This is a genomic window from Vibrio vulnificus NBRC 15645 = ATCC 27562 (assembly GCF_002224265.1).
GTDB classification, from domain to species: domain Bacteria; phylum Pseudomonadota; class Gammaproteobacteria; order Enterobacterales; family Vibrionaceae; genus Vibrio; species Vibrio vulnificus.
In genome coordinates this window covers 1,918,944-1,933,899 of record NZ_CP012881.1, presented here as the reverse complement: position 1 = coordinate 1,933,899, position 14,956 = coordinate 1,918,944, and the positions used below count along the sequence as shown (strand labels likewise).

Annotated in this window: 11 protein-coding genes; all 11 read right to left on the bottom strand. The window is 47.1% G+C overall.

Features of this window, described 5'->3' with window-relative positions; genetic code table 11:
- Positions 1 to 8 precede the first annotated feature (8 nt).
- On the bottom strand, positions 9 to 3,896 hold the full coding sequence (locus AOT11_RS09005) for a YhdP family protein (RefSeq protein WP_017420044.1): 3,888 nt from the start codon (positions 3,894 to 3,896) through the stop codon (positions 9 to 11).
- Between the two features lie 10 nt (positions 3,897 to 3,906).
- The gene (rng, locus tag AOT11_RS09000; protein ID WP_026050231.1) at positions 3,907 to 5,376 is read right to left on the bottom strand and encodes a ribonuclease G; all 1,470 of its coding nucleotides are present in this window, start codon (positions 5,374 to 5,376) and stop codon (positions 3,907 to 3,909) included.
- A 22-nt stretch (positions 5,377 to 5,398) separates the two neighbouring features.
- Positions 5,399 to 5,959 carry a Maf family protein gene (locus AOT11_RS08995; protein WP_017420046.1) on the bottom strand — a complete coding sequence of 187 codons (561 nt, stop codon included), beginning with the start codon at positions 5,957 to 5,959 and terminating at the stop codon, positions 5,399 to 5,401.
- A gap of 4 nt (positions 5,960 to 5,963) precedes the next feature.
- Positions 5,964 to 6,452, bottom strand: coding sequence for a rod shape-determining protein MreD (gene mreD, locus AOT11_RS08990; RefSeq protein ID WP_017420047.1), 489 nt, complete (start codon positions 6,450 to 6,452; stop codon positions 5,964 to 5,966).
- Complete coding sequence (mreC, locus tag AOT11_RS08985) at positions 6,442 to 7,332, bottom strand: rod shape-determining protein MreC (RefSeq protein WP_017420048.1); 891 nt, start codon at positions 7,330 to 7,332, stop codon at positions 6,442 to 6,444. Before mreC ends, mreD begins: the two co-directional genes overlap by 11 nt.
- A 56-nt stretch (positions 7,333 to 7,388) precedes the next feature.
- A complete protein-coding gene (locus AOT11_RS08980) occupies positions 7,389 to 8,432 on the bottom strand; it encodes a rod shape-determining protein (protein WP_011151240.1) in 1,044 nt (347 codons plus the stop codon).
- Between the two features lie 152 nt (positions 8,433 to 8,584).
- Positions 8,585 to 12,775: a DUF6701 domain-containing protein gene (locus AOT11_RS08975; RefSeq protein WP_017420049.1), complete on the bottom strand. Its 4,191-nt coding sequence runs from the start codon at positions 12,773 to 12,775 to the stop codon at positions 8,585 to 8,587.
- Entirely contained in the window at positions 12,772 to 13,188 is a 417-nt protein-coding gene (locus tag AOT11_RS08970) for a hypothetical protein (RefSeq protein ID WP_026050230.1), read from the bottom strand. The genes AOT11_RS08975 and AOT11_RS08970 overlap by 4 nt, the downstream gene beginning before the upstream one ends.
- Positions 13,178 to 13,867, bottom strand: a complete 690-nt coding sequence (locus tag AOT11_RS08965) for a PilW family protein (protein ID WP_017420051.1) — start codon at positions 13,865 to 13,867, stop codon at positions 13,178 to 13,180. The genes AOT11_RS08970 and AOT11_RS08965 overlap by 11 nt, the downstream gene beginning before the upstream one ends.
- Complete coding sequence (locus AOT11_RS08960) at positions 13,867 to 14,433, bottom strand: type IV pilus modification PilV family protein (protein ID WP_017420052.1); 567 nt, start codon at positions 14,431 to 14,433, stop codon at positions 13,867 to 13,869. Before AOT11_RS08960 ends, AOT11_RS08965 begins: the two co-directional genes overlap by 1 nt.
- On the bottom strand, positions 14,433 to 14,918 hold the full coding sequence (locus AOT11_RS08955; RefSeq protein ID WP_017420053.1) for a type II secretion system protein: 486 nt from the start codon (positions 14,916 to 14,918) through the stop codon (positions 14,433 to 14,435). The genes AOT11_RS08960 and AOT11_RS08955 overlap by 1 nt, the downstream gene beginning before the upstream one ends.
- Positions 14,919 to 14,956 lie beyond the last annotated feature (38 nt).

Here is a 14,956-nt window from a genome sequence, read left to right as displayed (position 1 = left end):
TTCGCTCCTTATTCTTGCGCTTCTTTGCGCAGTTTTTCTGGGAGTTCAAACTCACCACGGCTACGCGAAATTTCACTGACCGTTGGAGAGTCAAGCGGCCCTTTGACGGAGTAGTTAACTTGGGTAAATACTTCCACAACCGGCGAAATCACCGTTGAGATTGCCAGCACGTAGAGTGCTGTTTGTGGCGCAACCGCAAACGCCGTCAACATCGGGATACCAGAGGTAATATCTGGGGTAAATTGCACTTCCGCGTCTACCGTTCGAGTCACCATGTTGGCAAGCCCGCGAATTCTCATCGCGCCAGCTAAGGCATCCATCTCAATGTCATTGGTCACAAACACGCCATCTTGGATCTTGCCCGTGCCTTTGATGGAGTTAAATGCCATGCCTTTGTCGAACACATCGGTAAAATCGAGCTGCATTTTACGAATGATGGAATCGAGACTAAATAGCCCCAACAAACGAGCCGCGCCGCTCACGTCAGTAATGATGCCTTTGCCAAACTCGGTTTGCACATCACCATCGAGCGTATTTACCCGCATCGACCAAGGCGCCCCATCCCAAGTCACTTGTGAGGTGATTTCAAACGGCGCTTTTTGAATGCCGGAGGTAATGCCAAATCGCTCCATCAAATCGCTGTTGTTATCACTTTTCACCTTGAGATTCATGCGCGATTGGCTGGTTTCCCCATCCAATGTCCAGTCACCATTCACATCCACGCGGTTTGAGCCACTGACCAGTGAAATATTTTTCCACACCAAAGCTTTGCCTTGGCGCTGCAAATCAATGTTCACTTTGCCGACTTTGTAGCCCTGCAACCAAAAATCATCGATGTTCAGTGTTAAGTTTGGCATCAGTTGATGAAATTCGCGATCAAACTGACTGATCAATGGCGCTTCCGGACTCTCCGCGGTAAGCAAGGACTCACCCTGTGCTTTTTTCTCATCCAACCCTGGCACATAAAGATGCAAACGCTCTAATGATACCGCTAAGTCGTAAGGTTCAAGGTAGTTCGCCTGTCCTACGGCTTCTTGGCTTTTAAGGTTGAACTGCCAATTGAGATTTTTCTTCCGTGCCGAGAAATCCACATCATTAAACTCGATGCCACTGAGCATTAAGGTTGGCGTTTCGACTTTGATGCGTGTTGGCAATGGAATCTCTGGCGTATCCATTTGTGCCAGTTTCGATGTCGCGCCTTTTGGCGGTTGACTCAACACACTCAGCCATTGGTCGAGGTCAAAGTATTCGGTACGAATCAAGGCATGGTGGCCCACCACTGGGCTAATTTTGAAGCCACCACTGCCCAGCACCAGATTGGTTGCACTCAATACGGGCACTTTGCCCGTAATATCAATTTCCGTTTGGTACTTGGCATTGGGCATTTGCAAACGTGCAGTGATCGACTCTTGATTGCCCGATGCCTGCATGCGAGCTTGCCACGCTTCACCAACATTCTTATTCAGTGGATAGGGGTATCGGCTCGCAACGCTGTTCAACTTGGCATTGAGATCGACTTGGTAGGTAAAGCCAACATCGTTTAATTGCAGATCGATATCCATACTCCAAGGCGCGTGACCAGAAAGTCGGCCCAGCCATTGCTCACCCACGTAAGGCACCAACGGTTTTACATCCCAATCCGCCAAGGTGTTGATCACCACGCTATAGCCGTAATCTGCACTTTCTCCAGCAAAATCGATGGCAATAGGCTGCTTTAACAAACGAGCAGAAAGCCCAGACGCTTTCACCACATCATTATCAAATTCAATCCTTCCCGAGACTTTTTCCAACGTCATGGGTGGTGCATCAATGTCAACTCGGTTGCCCTTTAACTCCGCATATCCCCACGCTCGCGGCTCTTTGTCACTGGTAAACGGAATATTGAGCTGAAACTCTGACTTCACTGGGCCACGAACTTGCAAAGCCGTTAACGCCGCGCCAACCGAATCGACCAATGGCGTGGCGGTCATGTAGTCACGCACTGCATTACCTGCTGCGGTCGCTTTCGCTTCAATCTCAATATGTCCACCTTCCGCTAGTTCAGGAATACGGCCAGTAATTCGACTCGCTTTGACATCTTTTAGCGTGGCGGATTTGGAATCCAAATACATGGCATCATTTTGGAATAGCAGATCCAGTTGCAAATCGGTGATGGGTGGCCAAGCGGTATCAAAGCTAAATTTGCCTTGCTTTAAGCCCACCCAAGCTTGGAACATGCCGTCATTGTTGGCGTATGGGAAATCCGCCAGTTCACCATACCAAAGTAACTTCGCGGTATTGACCTTGCCGCCTTGAATGGCCGTAGAAAGGTAATCCGTTAGCTCCCGTCCTAACGCTAACGTGGGTAAATAGCGCCACGTTTCACCGACGTTATAGGCATCAGCTTCGGCATAGAAAGACAAAAATGGGCTTTTATCTTTTGGAAAATCAAGACGAAACGCCCCCAACACCTGAAGATCTGGTGTTGCTGCTGTGACTTTGTCGGCCCATAAACGCCAACCGTTTTGATCGTTTTGCCAAACAATATCCACTTGTCCTTGCTTGATATTAAGTGGGGCTTGGAATACCTCGCCATATGGGAAAACATCATCAATCACCGATATCGACGCTTTGGCTTGTTTCACGTCACCAAACAGCCTCCCACTGACATGATGAAAGCCCGGTAGCAGATCCCACTGCTGCATTGCCAAACTGTCTAGTTCTGCAGAATAACGTAACGAATCGAGATCACTGCCTGACATGGCCACACGGATATCTTCCACCGTACCACTTGGCTGCAGTTTTTGCAGTGTTTGGGTGGTTTGATCAGAGTCGGGTAACAACTTGGCCATTGGCAGCAGCGCTTCAAGGCTCAATTGGGATAAATTGAGCTTCCATCCTTGTGGTTGCCAATCAAAAGCAATGTCCAATTGAGGCCATTCAATCTCATCAGTACGGAGCGTCAGTGAATGACCACTCACCTTCCAGCCTTCACCGTCGGGAGAGAGTTTTAAAATACCAGACTCCAGAGTGAGCTCATGCTGGCCGTTTTCCGTCCAACTCAACTCAGATGGCAGCAATTCGACAAACGCATAGCGTGGCTGAGAATGTTGTAACGTCAACCAAGATTTCAAACTGATCTTGCCTGAATCAATCCCCGTCTCTTTCTTCACATAGCGAGTGAGCCATTGTCTGATCGCAATTTCTTCCGCATTGACGTAAAACTCTCCGCTGACATCTAACAAAGAGCCGTGGTCAACAAAGTTAGCGCTCACTAATAGTGCATTAAGATTGGTACCCGCGACACTCACCACGCCTTCTGCTAAATGGTGCGAACCTTGATTGCGCCAGCGTAAGCGGTCAATATCAAGACGGCGGTTTTCGCCCGACACCGATTGGTACCAGATTTTAGATTGCGTGACGGAGAACTCTTCCAACTGACGCAGCAAAAGATTATCCAATTGCTTGATTAAGTTAGACGATTCTTGCGATTCAGAAGAGGCTTCTCGAGTAGGAGGACCTTCCGCGGCGACAAGCTCTATCGAGCGAATATCGAGCGCCAAACCACTCATATTGAGATTGGCGACTACAGGTTGCAGACGCAGAATGGATTCCAGTAGGTCAAACTCAATATGCACTTCATCAACGGAAATATTGACCTTTTTCTCTCCAGATAAGAAAGCTTCAAAGCCCTGAAGAGCGACCGAAGGGTGGCTGTTACGCCAAGAACCCGAAACACTGGAAATAGAGACATCCAACCCGGTGCCTTGCTTGACCCAGGTTTTGATTTCATCTTGAAATTGGTTCATCTGCGGCAACGCAATGCGCAGCCCAGTGACCAAGATGGCGAGCAGCAACAAGAGGGTCACTAATAACCACAACACCGCTCGCCAAAATAGGGTAAAACCAGAAATCACAAACTATCCATTACATCATCACGACATCAAACTGCTCTTGGATATACAAAGGCTCGGCTTGAATGCGTACTTGCTTACCAATAAAGACTTCCAACTCTGCCAAAGCATGGGACTCATCACCATGCAAAGCGTCTGCCACCGCTGGCGAGGCGTACACGACAAACTTGTCCGCATCGTAAGCTCGGTTGACTCGGGTGATTTCACGCAGAATTTCATAACATACGGTTTCTACCGTCTTCACACTGCCGCGCCCTTCACACGTTGGACAACTTGAACAGAGAATGTGCTCAATGCTTTCGCGTGTGCGCTTACGGGTCATTTCCACCAGACCAAGCTGAGTAAAGCCATTGATGTTGGTTTTGACTCGATCTTTGCTTAAGGCATTTTCTAACGAGGTAAGCACTCGCTTACGATGCTCCTCTGACGACATATCAATGAAATCGATAATGATAATGCCGCCTAAGTTACGTAAACGCAGTTGACGTGCAATGGCTTGCGTCGCTTCGATGTTGGTGTTGAAAATCGTTTCTTCAAGATTACGGCGGCCAACAAATGCCCCGGTATTGATGTCCACTGTGGTCATCGCTTCGGTTTGATCAATGATCAGATACCCACCCGATTTCAGCTCCACTTTACGCTCCAAAGAACGTTGAATCTCGTTCTCCGTATCGTACATGTCGAAAATCGGTTTATCCCCTTCGTAAAGCTCGAGCTTATCCGTCAATTCAGGAACGTATTCTGACGTGAATTCTTTCAAGTTTTCAAATTCTAGACGAGAGTCGACCAAAATCTTATCCAGCTCGGTTCCGACAAAGTCGCGAAGGATACGTTGCGCTAACCCCAACTCACCGTACAACGTTGAACGGGTTTTGTATTTGCTACGACGCTCCATCACTTTGAGCCACAGGCGTTTCAAAAATGCCGCATCTTGTGACAACTCTTTGCCATCGGCGCCTTCCGCCGCCGTGCGGATAATAAAGCCACCATGTTCATCACAGTAATGGCTAACGATTTTCTTAAGACGTTCGCGCTCCGATTCACTTTCAATACGCTGTGAAACACCAACGTGGCTAGCTCCTGGCATAAAGACGAGATAACGAGAAGGCAGCGTAATGTCAGTGGTGAGGCGAGCCCCTTTGGTGCCCAACGGATCTTTCACTACTTGCACGACAATGTCTTGCCCTTGACGTACCAGTTCAGAAATATCACGCACTTGGAATTGCTGCTTTTCATTTTCAGCAACGCATTCGGTATGAGGAACAATATCAGACGCGTGGAGGAAGGCGGCTTTATCCAAACCGATATCAACGAAAGCCGCTTGCATACCTGGTAAGACTCGGCTCACTTTGCCTTTGTAGATGTTTCCGACAATGCCACGACGGGCTTCACGTTCAATATGGACTTCTTGGAGTACCCCACCCTCAATCATGGCCACGCGAGTTTCACTCGGGGTCACGTTTAGCAGCAACTCTGCACTCATGTGCACACCTCAATGTTTGAAATTATATGAATTCGTGCAGCAGTTGGTCTGTTTCATACAAAGGGAGTCCTACGACAGCGGAATAGCTGCCCTCAATACGGGTAACAAAACGTCCACCCAAACCTTGAATTCCATAACTGCCTGCTTTATCGCATGGTTCACCTGACTGCCAATAATGTTCGATTTCTTCTTGAGTCAGTTTCTTGAACCACACCTCTGTCGTTACGACGACAGAGTGTTGTTTTTCTGCACTTACGACAGTCACCGCCGTCATCACTTGATGACGACGATCTGAAAGTTGCGTGAGCATTCGCTGAGCATCAGCAAAATGGTGTGGTTTTTCTAAGACTTGGCCATCACACACCACAACAGTATCGGAGCCCACCACGATGGAGGACTCTGACACTAAAGCCAACCCTGCTTGTGCTTTTTGTTGCGACAAGCGCAAAACGTACTCAGCGGCCGTCTCTTGTTCCGCCTTGCATTCTTCGATATCCGGTAACACGGCATCAAACGTATAACCAAGTTGCGCCAATAACTCTTTACGCCTTGGTGAGCCTGAGGCTAAAACCAGCTTGTGCATCGTCTTACCTTACATGCCAGTGACGACGAACGCGCCGTAACAGTAAAAACACCCATGGCCAAAGTATACAGTTAATTACTGCGGTCCATAGCGATAATGGGTTGAATACTACGTCCTGGATCAAATATTCACCACAGAATATGAATACTTCTAGCAACACGCTTAAGAAGGCGATAAGCAAGGCTTGCTGCCACAATGCCATGTTGCGAATAACAAGGAAATTCAACGCGACCAAATACACGACGATCGACAGCATCATGCCTCGAATGCCTAATGTCGAGCCAATCAGGAGGTCCCACAAAAGACCAAGCACTAACGCACTGCCAACGTTAACACGATGCGGCAGTGCCAGTACCCAGTAACAGGTTACCAAAAGTAGCCAAGCCGGTCGGAAAAGATCTAATGCCCCCGGCCAAGGAATGGTTTGCAGCACCAGTGCAATAAAAAAGCTGACCCCAATGACCATCTTGCTACGCAATACGCTATTCGCCATCTTTCACCTCTTGCGTCGCTTCTTCTTCTACGTTGGCATTCAGCACTTTATGTTGGCGATCTTCATTTGGCCAAACCAGCAATAGGTAACGTAAGCGATCAAACTCCACCACAGGCTTGGCTTTTATTGCCGCAAACTCTCGGCGAGTGTCATGCTCAACGGAGGTAACGTAAGCCACGGGGTAACCCTCTGGATAAACGCCCCCAAGGCCAGATGTCACCAATAGATCATCGACCTGAACATCGGTGCTGGTTGGGATATGCTCTAACTGGATCTCATCAATGCTGCCATTGCCAGAAGCGATCACACGAATATCATTGCGCACAACTTGCACTGGAATCGCATTCTTCGCATCGCTCAACAGCAATACTCGGCTATTGTGTGCCGCAACGAAGGTGATCTGACCAACAATACCTTTTTCGTTGATCACCGGTTGACCGATGTAGACACCATCGATGCCACCTTTATCGATCACCACTTGATGACGATAAGGAGAGGTGTCGACCGCCATCACTTCGGCGACCATTTTCTTTTCATCACGCACAAACGAAGAGCCAAGAAGCTTACGCAGGCGCTGGTTTTCTTCTTTGTACTGTTCCAGTAGCAGAAGATCACTTCTCAGTCTCAATACTTCTCGCTTGAGATTTTGATTCCCCTCAAGCAGAGACTGACGGGTACTAAAACGCTCATAGACACCGTCAAACATGCTGCGTGGTAAGTTAGCAGTATATTGGATCGGTGCGACTAAACTATTGAGGAAATATCGAACACCAGAGAAAGCATCTAAGCGACCATCAGCCAGCATAAGGCTGGCTGATGTAATGACAGCAAAAAAAAGACGCAATTGTAGAGAAGGACCTCTACCAAAAATTGGCTTCATTTTGTTTTAGAACCTTAGGTTTGAAGGTTAAACGCCATGGCGCTTAACCATCACCGTTATTCTTCAGAGAATAGATCGCCACCGTGCATGTCGATCATTTCTAGTGCTTTACCGCCGCCACGAGCCACACAAGTCAGTGGATCTTCTGCGATCACTACAGGGATGCCTGTTTCTTCTGTCAGCAAACGATCAAGATCTTTCAGTAGTGCACCACCACCAGTGAGTACCATACCGTTTTCAGAAATATCTGACGCCAGCTCTGGCGGACACTGCTCTAGCGCAACCATCACAGCCGAGACAATGCCTGATAGCGGCTCTTGCAGCGCTTCTAAGATCTCATTTGAGTTTAGGGTAAAGCTACGTGGCACACCTTCGGCAAGGTTACGACCACGAACTTCGATCTCATGCACTTCATCACCAGGGTAAGCAGAACCGATTTCATGCTTGATTTTTTCTGCCGTCGCTTCACCGATTAAGCTGCCGTAGTTACGACGTACGTAGTTGATGATCGCTTCATCAAAACGGTCACCACCGATACGCACAGAAGAAGAATACACCACGCCGTTTAGCGAGATCACCGCCACTTCTGTGGTACCACCACCGATATCGACCACCATAGAGCCGGTCGGTTCAGAAACGCGCAGACCCGCACCGATTGCCGCCGCCATTGGTTCATCAATCAAGAAGACTTCACGAGCCCCTGCGCCCAACGCAGATTCACGAATTGCGCGACGCTCAACTTGCGTCGAACCACAAGGCACACACACTAGAACACGTGGGCTTGGCTTGAGAATGCTGTTGTCGTGCACTTGCTTAATAAAGTGCTGAAGCATCTTTTCTGTCACATTGAAATCAGCAATCACGCCATCTTTCATCGGACGAATCGCGGAAATATTGCCTGGTGTACGACCAAGCATTTGCTTAGCTGCGTGACCAACGGCTGCGACACTTTTCGCTGAACCTGCACGATCCTGACGGATTGCAACCACTGAAGGCTCATCAAGCACAATGCCTTGGCCTTTCACATAAATAAGAGTATTGGCGGTACCTAAATCGATAGATAGGTCGTTGGAAAACATGCCACGAAGTTTTTTAAACATATTCTTCGCTCATCCTGCAAGAAAATAGAAGATAAAAATTGTCCTAAATGTACCAACGCCTTGCTGTGACAGCAAGGCATTGGAGTATAAACATGGGCTCAAAGCCCCAATTTCTGACAGATTCCTTACTTAGCGCAAAAAATCCACATTATTTATTGGCCCGTTAAGCCAGATTCACCTTTGTAAATAACCCGATCGTTTCCACGGTTAATTCCAAAGGTGACGACAGCGTTAGGGTCTTCATCGCCTAAATTGCGCCAATTGAAACGAAGCCACGGGCGAGCACCGCTGCCATTGCACTGAATATCGTTATCGGTGGTAGCGACTTTTTGTAAGTTGGTATCGCTGACGCGCAGCCAAAAGCGCACTTGCTCACGGATTTGATTATTAATGTCCGTTGTCGACTGGCGAGCAGACAGTTGATCCGAGCGGCCAGCCGAGACGGTGTCGCTGCCACTGAGCGAAGCATTACTGCTGGCTTGCGGTTGGCTATGCCAAATCAGCTGACGACAGAACTGACTACCATCGAAGTCACTGCCAGAATCGTCCCCATTGGTCACAAACTGGCTGCCATTCCAATATTCCGCACTTAACGGCACTTCAATTTGATTGCCAGTAAAGCCACCCACGTCTTGCAAGCGCATGCGTCCATAGCGGAAATCTGGCTGCTCAGAAAATGTTTTGCCCGATTTGACGATGGCGCCACCATCATGCACTTCCAACTCTTTATTCTCGAAATCAACGCCATCCACCACCGTACTGGTCCACAAGCCAAAACCTTGAGTATATGGCCCATCGACTTGAGTCGTGTAAGGTGAAGGCGCAATGGCTTTCTTTGCAAACTCATACTGCGTCAAGGTGACATTGAGCGCCCCTAAAGACCAAGCAGGTTGTTGCCAAGTTAACGTCGAGTAATCTTTCACCCGATCAACGATTTCTTTGTGTGCGTTATCAACATTGAAATAAGAGACGGTTGAAACATACGCTGAATCGAACAAGCCATAATTCTGTGTCACTTGATCTGAGGCATTTTGTGCCTCAACACTAAAAGCATGGTCAATGGGTTGGTTCATGTACGCGAATCCCGAATGCCCGGTCGCATACGTCCAACTATTGCTCGCTAACACCAATTTTTCAGGCACAAATCGGCCAATATTGCGGTAGCCCAAGTTAATGTCCATTCCCAGATAATTAGCCTGCGCATCCGCCATGACTTTCAAGCTGCCCACTTCATCCCAATAGAGCTGAGTAAAATCATAGTATTGATTTGTACCACTACCGCTGCCACTGCTGTGTACTTTGCTTAACCCATTGTCTCCTTGAAGTAACACACTTGTGCTTCCTCCCGAAGGGGAGTGCAAGGCACTGTTCATCGCTACAACCGCACTGGGCGCATTTATGTCAAAAAAGTTTTGGGTAATCGCTGCATTACAGTAGCCGCTGGTTTCAATCTCTCCTGAGACAGCACCACCGCTCTGCCAAACAATCGGTTTTACGTGAAGGTTAAATCGCTCAGAGGCAAGTTTGAATTTAGTCCCCGAGGATGAAGTACCATCCATGGGCAACACGGGAGCGTCAGCGTTGCAGATAGCAAACGTCCACGGGCGTGAGTTCACAACGAACTGGCCTTTTAATGTACTTGAACCTTCGATAGGGCAACCTTGCACTCCAGTACAATCAAAGCTTCCATCTTCCAACTGCACTTGCACAACTCCAGAATCAGTGAAGGTCAAATCGCTCGTACTAGTACCAGAAGCAAATACTGGAGAATAAGTCAGTACGCCCATACCGCCTAATGGCTGGGTCAATGTTGATGTGATAACGGGCGTACCATTGTAGCCAATATCAACCACGTTTCCTGAGTCACACGCCATGACTTGGGCTTCAACAGATTGAGGCTTACTCGCGACAACATACTGGTCATCAATGGCAAATTTGAAGGGGACAAACTCATATTGTCCCGTGACTGTGGAGTTTGCTTGATCGCCATTGATATAAGCTTCAACCGCCACCGTTTTCGTTTGAGTTGTACTTAGTGTCAGTGTTTGTGATAAAACGCCATTCACTGGTGTTAATTGCTGAGCAACACCATCAACAAGTACCGTCACTGAACCAGTGAAATTGGTGGCTAACACGCCATGGTTAAGCACACGCACCGTCGGCGTTAGGGTTTCGCAGGTCAAGGCAATACCACTACTTCGCACGAGTTCTAGGGTGTAATTGTCTTGAGGCGGATTGTCACAGGAACTGGGAACTTGGCCATTTAAGATGTTCGTCCATCCACTCATTCGAAGACTGTAAGCCGTAACACCGCCATACAGTTTATTGTTATCCCCAGAGATATCGAATCCACCTTTATTGGTGGCCAAATAATCGACATACCAATACCCATAAAATTCAAGGTTATCTCCACCTATCTCTACGAAAGCATTTTGACCATGTCCAATCATTAATAAATTATTTGGGTTACCCCTTTGGTTTACTTTTATATTATTTTTTTGCAGCAGGATAGATTTGTAATGAATTTCAACAGGTCCATTTATAGTAATCTGCCCACCATCATCGCTAAAGTTCAACTGGTTGAAATAATACACACCACCATTAAGCACCAATGTCGCATCTTTATTTATGTTGACATTATTATAAATACCAGCATTTAACGGCAGACATGAACTAGAACTGCAGCTAATATTGGATCTTCCACTTGTATCATACGAGTTAAGATTGATAGGGAAATGATCATAAACTAATGCACTATCAACCAAACAAGAACGTTGACCATTAGGATAAACACATTGAGCAATATCCGCAGTATTAAAGGCGAATGAAAGAGCCAAATCGTTCTCTGGTATCACTGCAATATTGCCAGTACCATTGGTAAACTCTAGCCCACCATCGTATAGAGCACCATTGTGATACGCATTCGACTGCGCTACAGATGGAACATAAGGACAAATATCCAACGAAAAATCGTGCTCTAATTCAAAAGCAAAAAAACCTACCTTTTCTTTTTCACCGTGTCGACGGCTGCCCTTATCCTCATCAAATACAAAACTAAAACTATCCTTCTTACTTAAATCACACAACCTAAGCCAGCCACCATCTCCACCGTTTCGCGTTTGTTTGTTGACGATAACACCATATTTATCAAATGAATCCGAAAAATTAAGGTAATTATTACTACATGACCATTGCAAGTACTCTTCAGTATTATTGCCATTAGATTGCCCATATAATCCCGAAGGCAACGCTATTTCATATTTTTGCCCCTCCGTTGTTAAACCCGTTTGTGGGACTGCCGCAAAATATCCCACTTTCTGTGGCGAGGAGGGTTTAATGGCTTGCTGGCCTATCTCTAAAGCCACATCAAAATCCCGAAAAGTCACATTTCTAACTGCCGTTGTGGCCCAAAGATTAGGTTGATGTGAACTTTGCAGTTGAGTAAGTACTAAAGGTGTTCCGGAAGCAAAGTTGGCTGAAAAATCGGCATCGAACCAACTTTCTCCTGCGTCTGCCCCTTTGGCTTGATAATCAGTGATGTTATAACTACCCACCTGAGCACGAAAACTATTTCCTAAGCGCGAGTCTAATGTGACATACCCCGGCTCTGCGACAAAATAGTAAACTGGCTGCATAGCGGTAGGATTATTGCTGACTGATGCGGGCATTTTCTGCACGATTGAAGCACCATCAAGTCCGATAGCTTTCACAAACACAGAAGATGGCTCGTCATTTGATAAGTCAACCCCATCAATTGACGGCATCAATATAACAATGGGGGTTGTTCTATATTCTTTTATAAAATTAATAGAGCATCCACTGTAGCAATCACTTTGTTTTATTTCTCCAAATTCAAAGCGTGCATCATCGAAAAATGAAGGCGGTACGATAGGAGGAGAGATCACAGGTTGACAATCTGTATCTGCAATCAGAATAGAATCGGACTCTGATGGTTCAAGATAACCATTAGTAAAACCTTTATCACTTTGCTGTTTGAGTTCCCAGCTACCTAACAAAGGCGTCAACTGCCTTAAATAGTATTGACTCACCCCCAACGTTTGGTCTTGTGTGATAATTACTTCATACTTGTGACCAGTTACGAGCGATTTTTCTTGGAAAATATGCTCTGTGGCAGGAGCAATTGTCGCCTTCGTATACCAAATGACTTCCTTAGGCTGATTGCCGTTTTTCATCATTTGGACATATTGATTGTCGTCTGTTGCGGTTACTTCAAAACTCACGGTAAAGCTTTTATGCCCTAAACAACTAGCGGCTACACTGAACTGACTAAAAAATATCAGAATCAATCCAAAACAACGAAGCATCACTTTGATTTTACTCATTCCTTCACCCATACTTCTTGCCGGCGCTCTACTTCAACTATACCACTCCCGCAGACTGCGCTCGCCTCAAGGCGATAAAAAGTCTCACCTTGCAATGTACCAATGGATTGGCAACTAATTTGTGGATTGCGGCAAGGGCTATTGACGCTGACACTTGGCGTTGCACCTTGAATGGTAGCACACGCAGTAGACACCGAGGCTGATACGCCAAGTGGGTAGAGCTGAGTTAACGCCCACTCATTGGCCGATTGCGCCATGAGCCATGCTTGAGTCCCTAACTGTTCACGCGTTAAATTATCGCTGTTAGACCAGTTAATACGCGTCAATGAAGAGGCGAGAAAACCCATCACCACAATGACGAAGATGGCGACCACCAGCATGTTTCCTTGTTGCTTACGTCGATTAGGGGACATTGAGCACCTGCACATCTTGTTGGTAATGACTCGATTCATCATTTTGCGTAAACGTCAGCTTGATATGCACTAACCCACCACGCTGCAGTGTCGGCTCTAGGTAGTTGAAGCTTGCTGCGGAAACACTATCGGCGACTTGCACACCATTGCGACTGATCCGCCCTGCGGTAAAACAATATTCAACACGGCCATTGGCGTTAAAAATATAGTGTCGACGGTTGATGGAATTACTTTCTAAGCTGGCGGCTTGGTTTGACACCGCAAAATAACCCGCGTCGTTAATTAACCCTGAGACATCAAATGAATCGCTAACGAGGTCTTGCTGACGACTTGGATTAATGACCAAGCTTAGCCCGTTAGCCAACGGTGGCGTGACACTCGTATTGCCTATCAAAAATTGAATATCGTTGCCTTTCACGGCGTAAAAGCCCGAATAGACAATTGGATAAAAAGACAAGCAATTGCCGCTGCCACTGAAACTGTTCGGCACAGCATGACGAAATTCACGAGACAACTTCTCTAACACAAATTGGGCTTGTGTTTGGATACGCTGCCTGTCTACTGAGTCCGCATAGCCTTTTGTCCCGAGCTCAACGAAACCAGCAATGCCCAGCACCAAAATGCTACCGACAATTAACGTCAGCACCATTTCCACTAGGGTAAAACCACGAGAACTCATCAGTAGTTCCCCTTATACGCCACGAGAGGATACGGCCCGTATTGACCGGCGTGTATTGCCATTTCAATGCGCTTTAACGTACTCACCGCCCCATCTTCACTGCCATCCATGTTGCCATCGTAGAACACACGCACATCAACCCGAAAATTTGGATATTCCGTGTTGATGGTACTGCCAAAGACATCCGCTAATGATTTTTGAACCGAACCTGCAGGGCATTGAGATTGGGTATTGGTGGTATACCAACAACCAATATAATCGTCGACATCGTTATAATCGATCACTTGTGATTCTTCTGCGCCTAAACCATCAGCAGCAGTGCACAACACACCGTCTTCACCGCAACGTGTACTGCCACCATCAAAATTGCTGTTGTGATCAAAACCGCGTGCGAGAATTTGGCTCATAAAACCCTGTCCTAGGGCAATGGCACGCGTTTGGTAGTGCGGCGCAGCGGAATTTTTTACATTGGGAAAGAGCAAACTGGTCAAGGTCACCATAGCAACGGCAATCAATACCATCGCCACAATACTTTCGATGAGCGTCATTCCTTGGTGTTTTTTCATCAGCAGCTCCCGCCACTCACGTAGCCTTGGCTATTGATACAAACTGCCGCACTTTCTCCGGAAGCCGTAAAGGTAATGGTGACACTGTTAAGAGCAGAACCGTTGGTCTGCAATGGATTACCACGCAAATCAAAGCGAATAGGAGAAATTGTCGAGGAGACGGAAACACCATCAAGGCGCATCACATCACTACGTGATTCCGCAGCCTGAGGCGTGGCGGCAGCAGAACAACCTGCGGTTGAGCCTAAACAACCACCGCTGGCGGTTAACTCAAAATTTGGATTGGCAGAATTCGTGGTGTTGGACTGCATACGATAGACTTGAAGCTGACGAATGATCGAAATCGCCTGCTCTTGCGCGGCATACGCAGAAAAACTGCCAGTGCCAATATAGCGACTGGCAGCATAAGCAGAGACGATACTGATCAGTAGAATCACCACGATCAGCTCGACGAGAGTAAAACCAGCTTGTGCACGCTTTATCATAGCTTACGCTGTTCGGCAGAAATAAAAGGCCAGCTAAG

What these genes read in the sequence shown, in the direction of transcription:
- AOT11_RS08995 (WP_017420046.1), bottom strand. Translation starts at nt 5,959, where the DNA reads ATGCACAAGCTGGTTTTAGCCTCAGGCTCACCAAGGCGTAAAGAGTTA.
- AOT11_RS08960 (WP_017420052.1), bottom strand. Translation starts at nt 14,433, where the DNA reads ATGAAAAAACACCAAGGAATGACGCTCATCGAAAGTATTGTGGCGATG.
- AOT11_RS08980 (WP_011151240.1), bottom strand. Translation starts at nt 8,432, where the DNA reads ATGTTTAAAAAACTTCGTGGCATGTTTTCCAACGACCTATCTATCGAT.
- mreC (WP_017420048.1), bottom strand. Translation starts at nt 7,332, where the DNA reads ATGAAGCCAATTTTTGGTAGAGGTCCTTCTCTACAATTGCGTCTTTTT.
- AOT11_RS08970 (WP_026050230.1), bottom strand. Translation starts at nt 13,188, where the DNA reads ATGTCCCCTAATCGACGTAAGCAACAAGGAAACATGCTGGTGGTCGCC.
- rng (WP_026050231.1), bottom strand. Translation starts at nt 5,376, where the DNA reads ATGAGTGCAGAGTTGCTGCTAAACGTGACCCCGAGTGAAACTCGCGTG.
- mreD (WP_017420047.1), bottom strand. Translation starts at nt 6,452, where the DNA reads ATGGCGAATAGCGTATTGCGTAGCAAGATGGTCATTGGGGTCAGCTTT.
- AOT11_RS08975 (WP_017420049.1), bottom strand. Translation starts at nt 12,775, where the DNA reads ATGAGTAAAATCAAAGTGATGCTTCGTTGTTTTGGATTGATTCTGATA.
- AOT11_RS08955 (WP_017420053.1), bottom strand. Translation starts at nt 14,918, where the DNA reads ATGATAAAGCGTGCACAAGCTGGTTTTACTCTCGTCGAGCTGATCGTG.
- AOT11_RS08965 (WP_017420051.1), bottom strand. Translation starts at nt 13,867, where the DNA reads ATGAGTTCTCGTGGTTTTACCCTAGTGGAAATGGTGCTGACGTTAATT.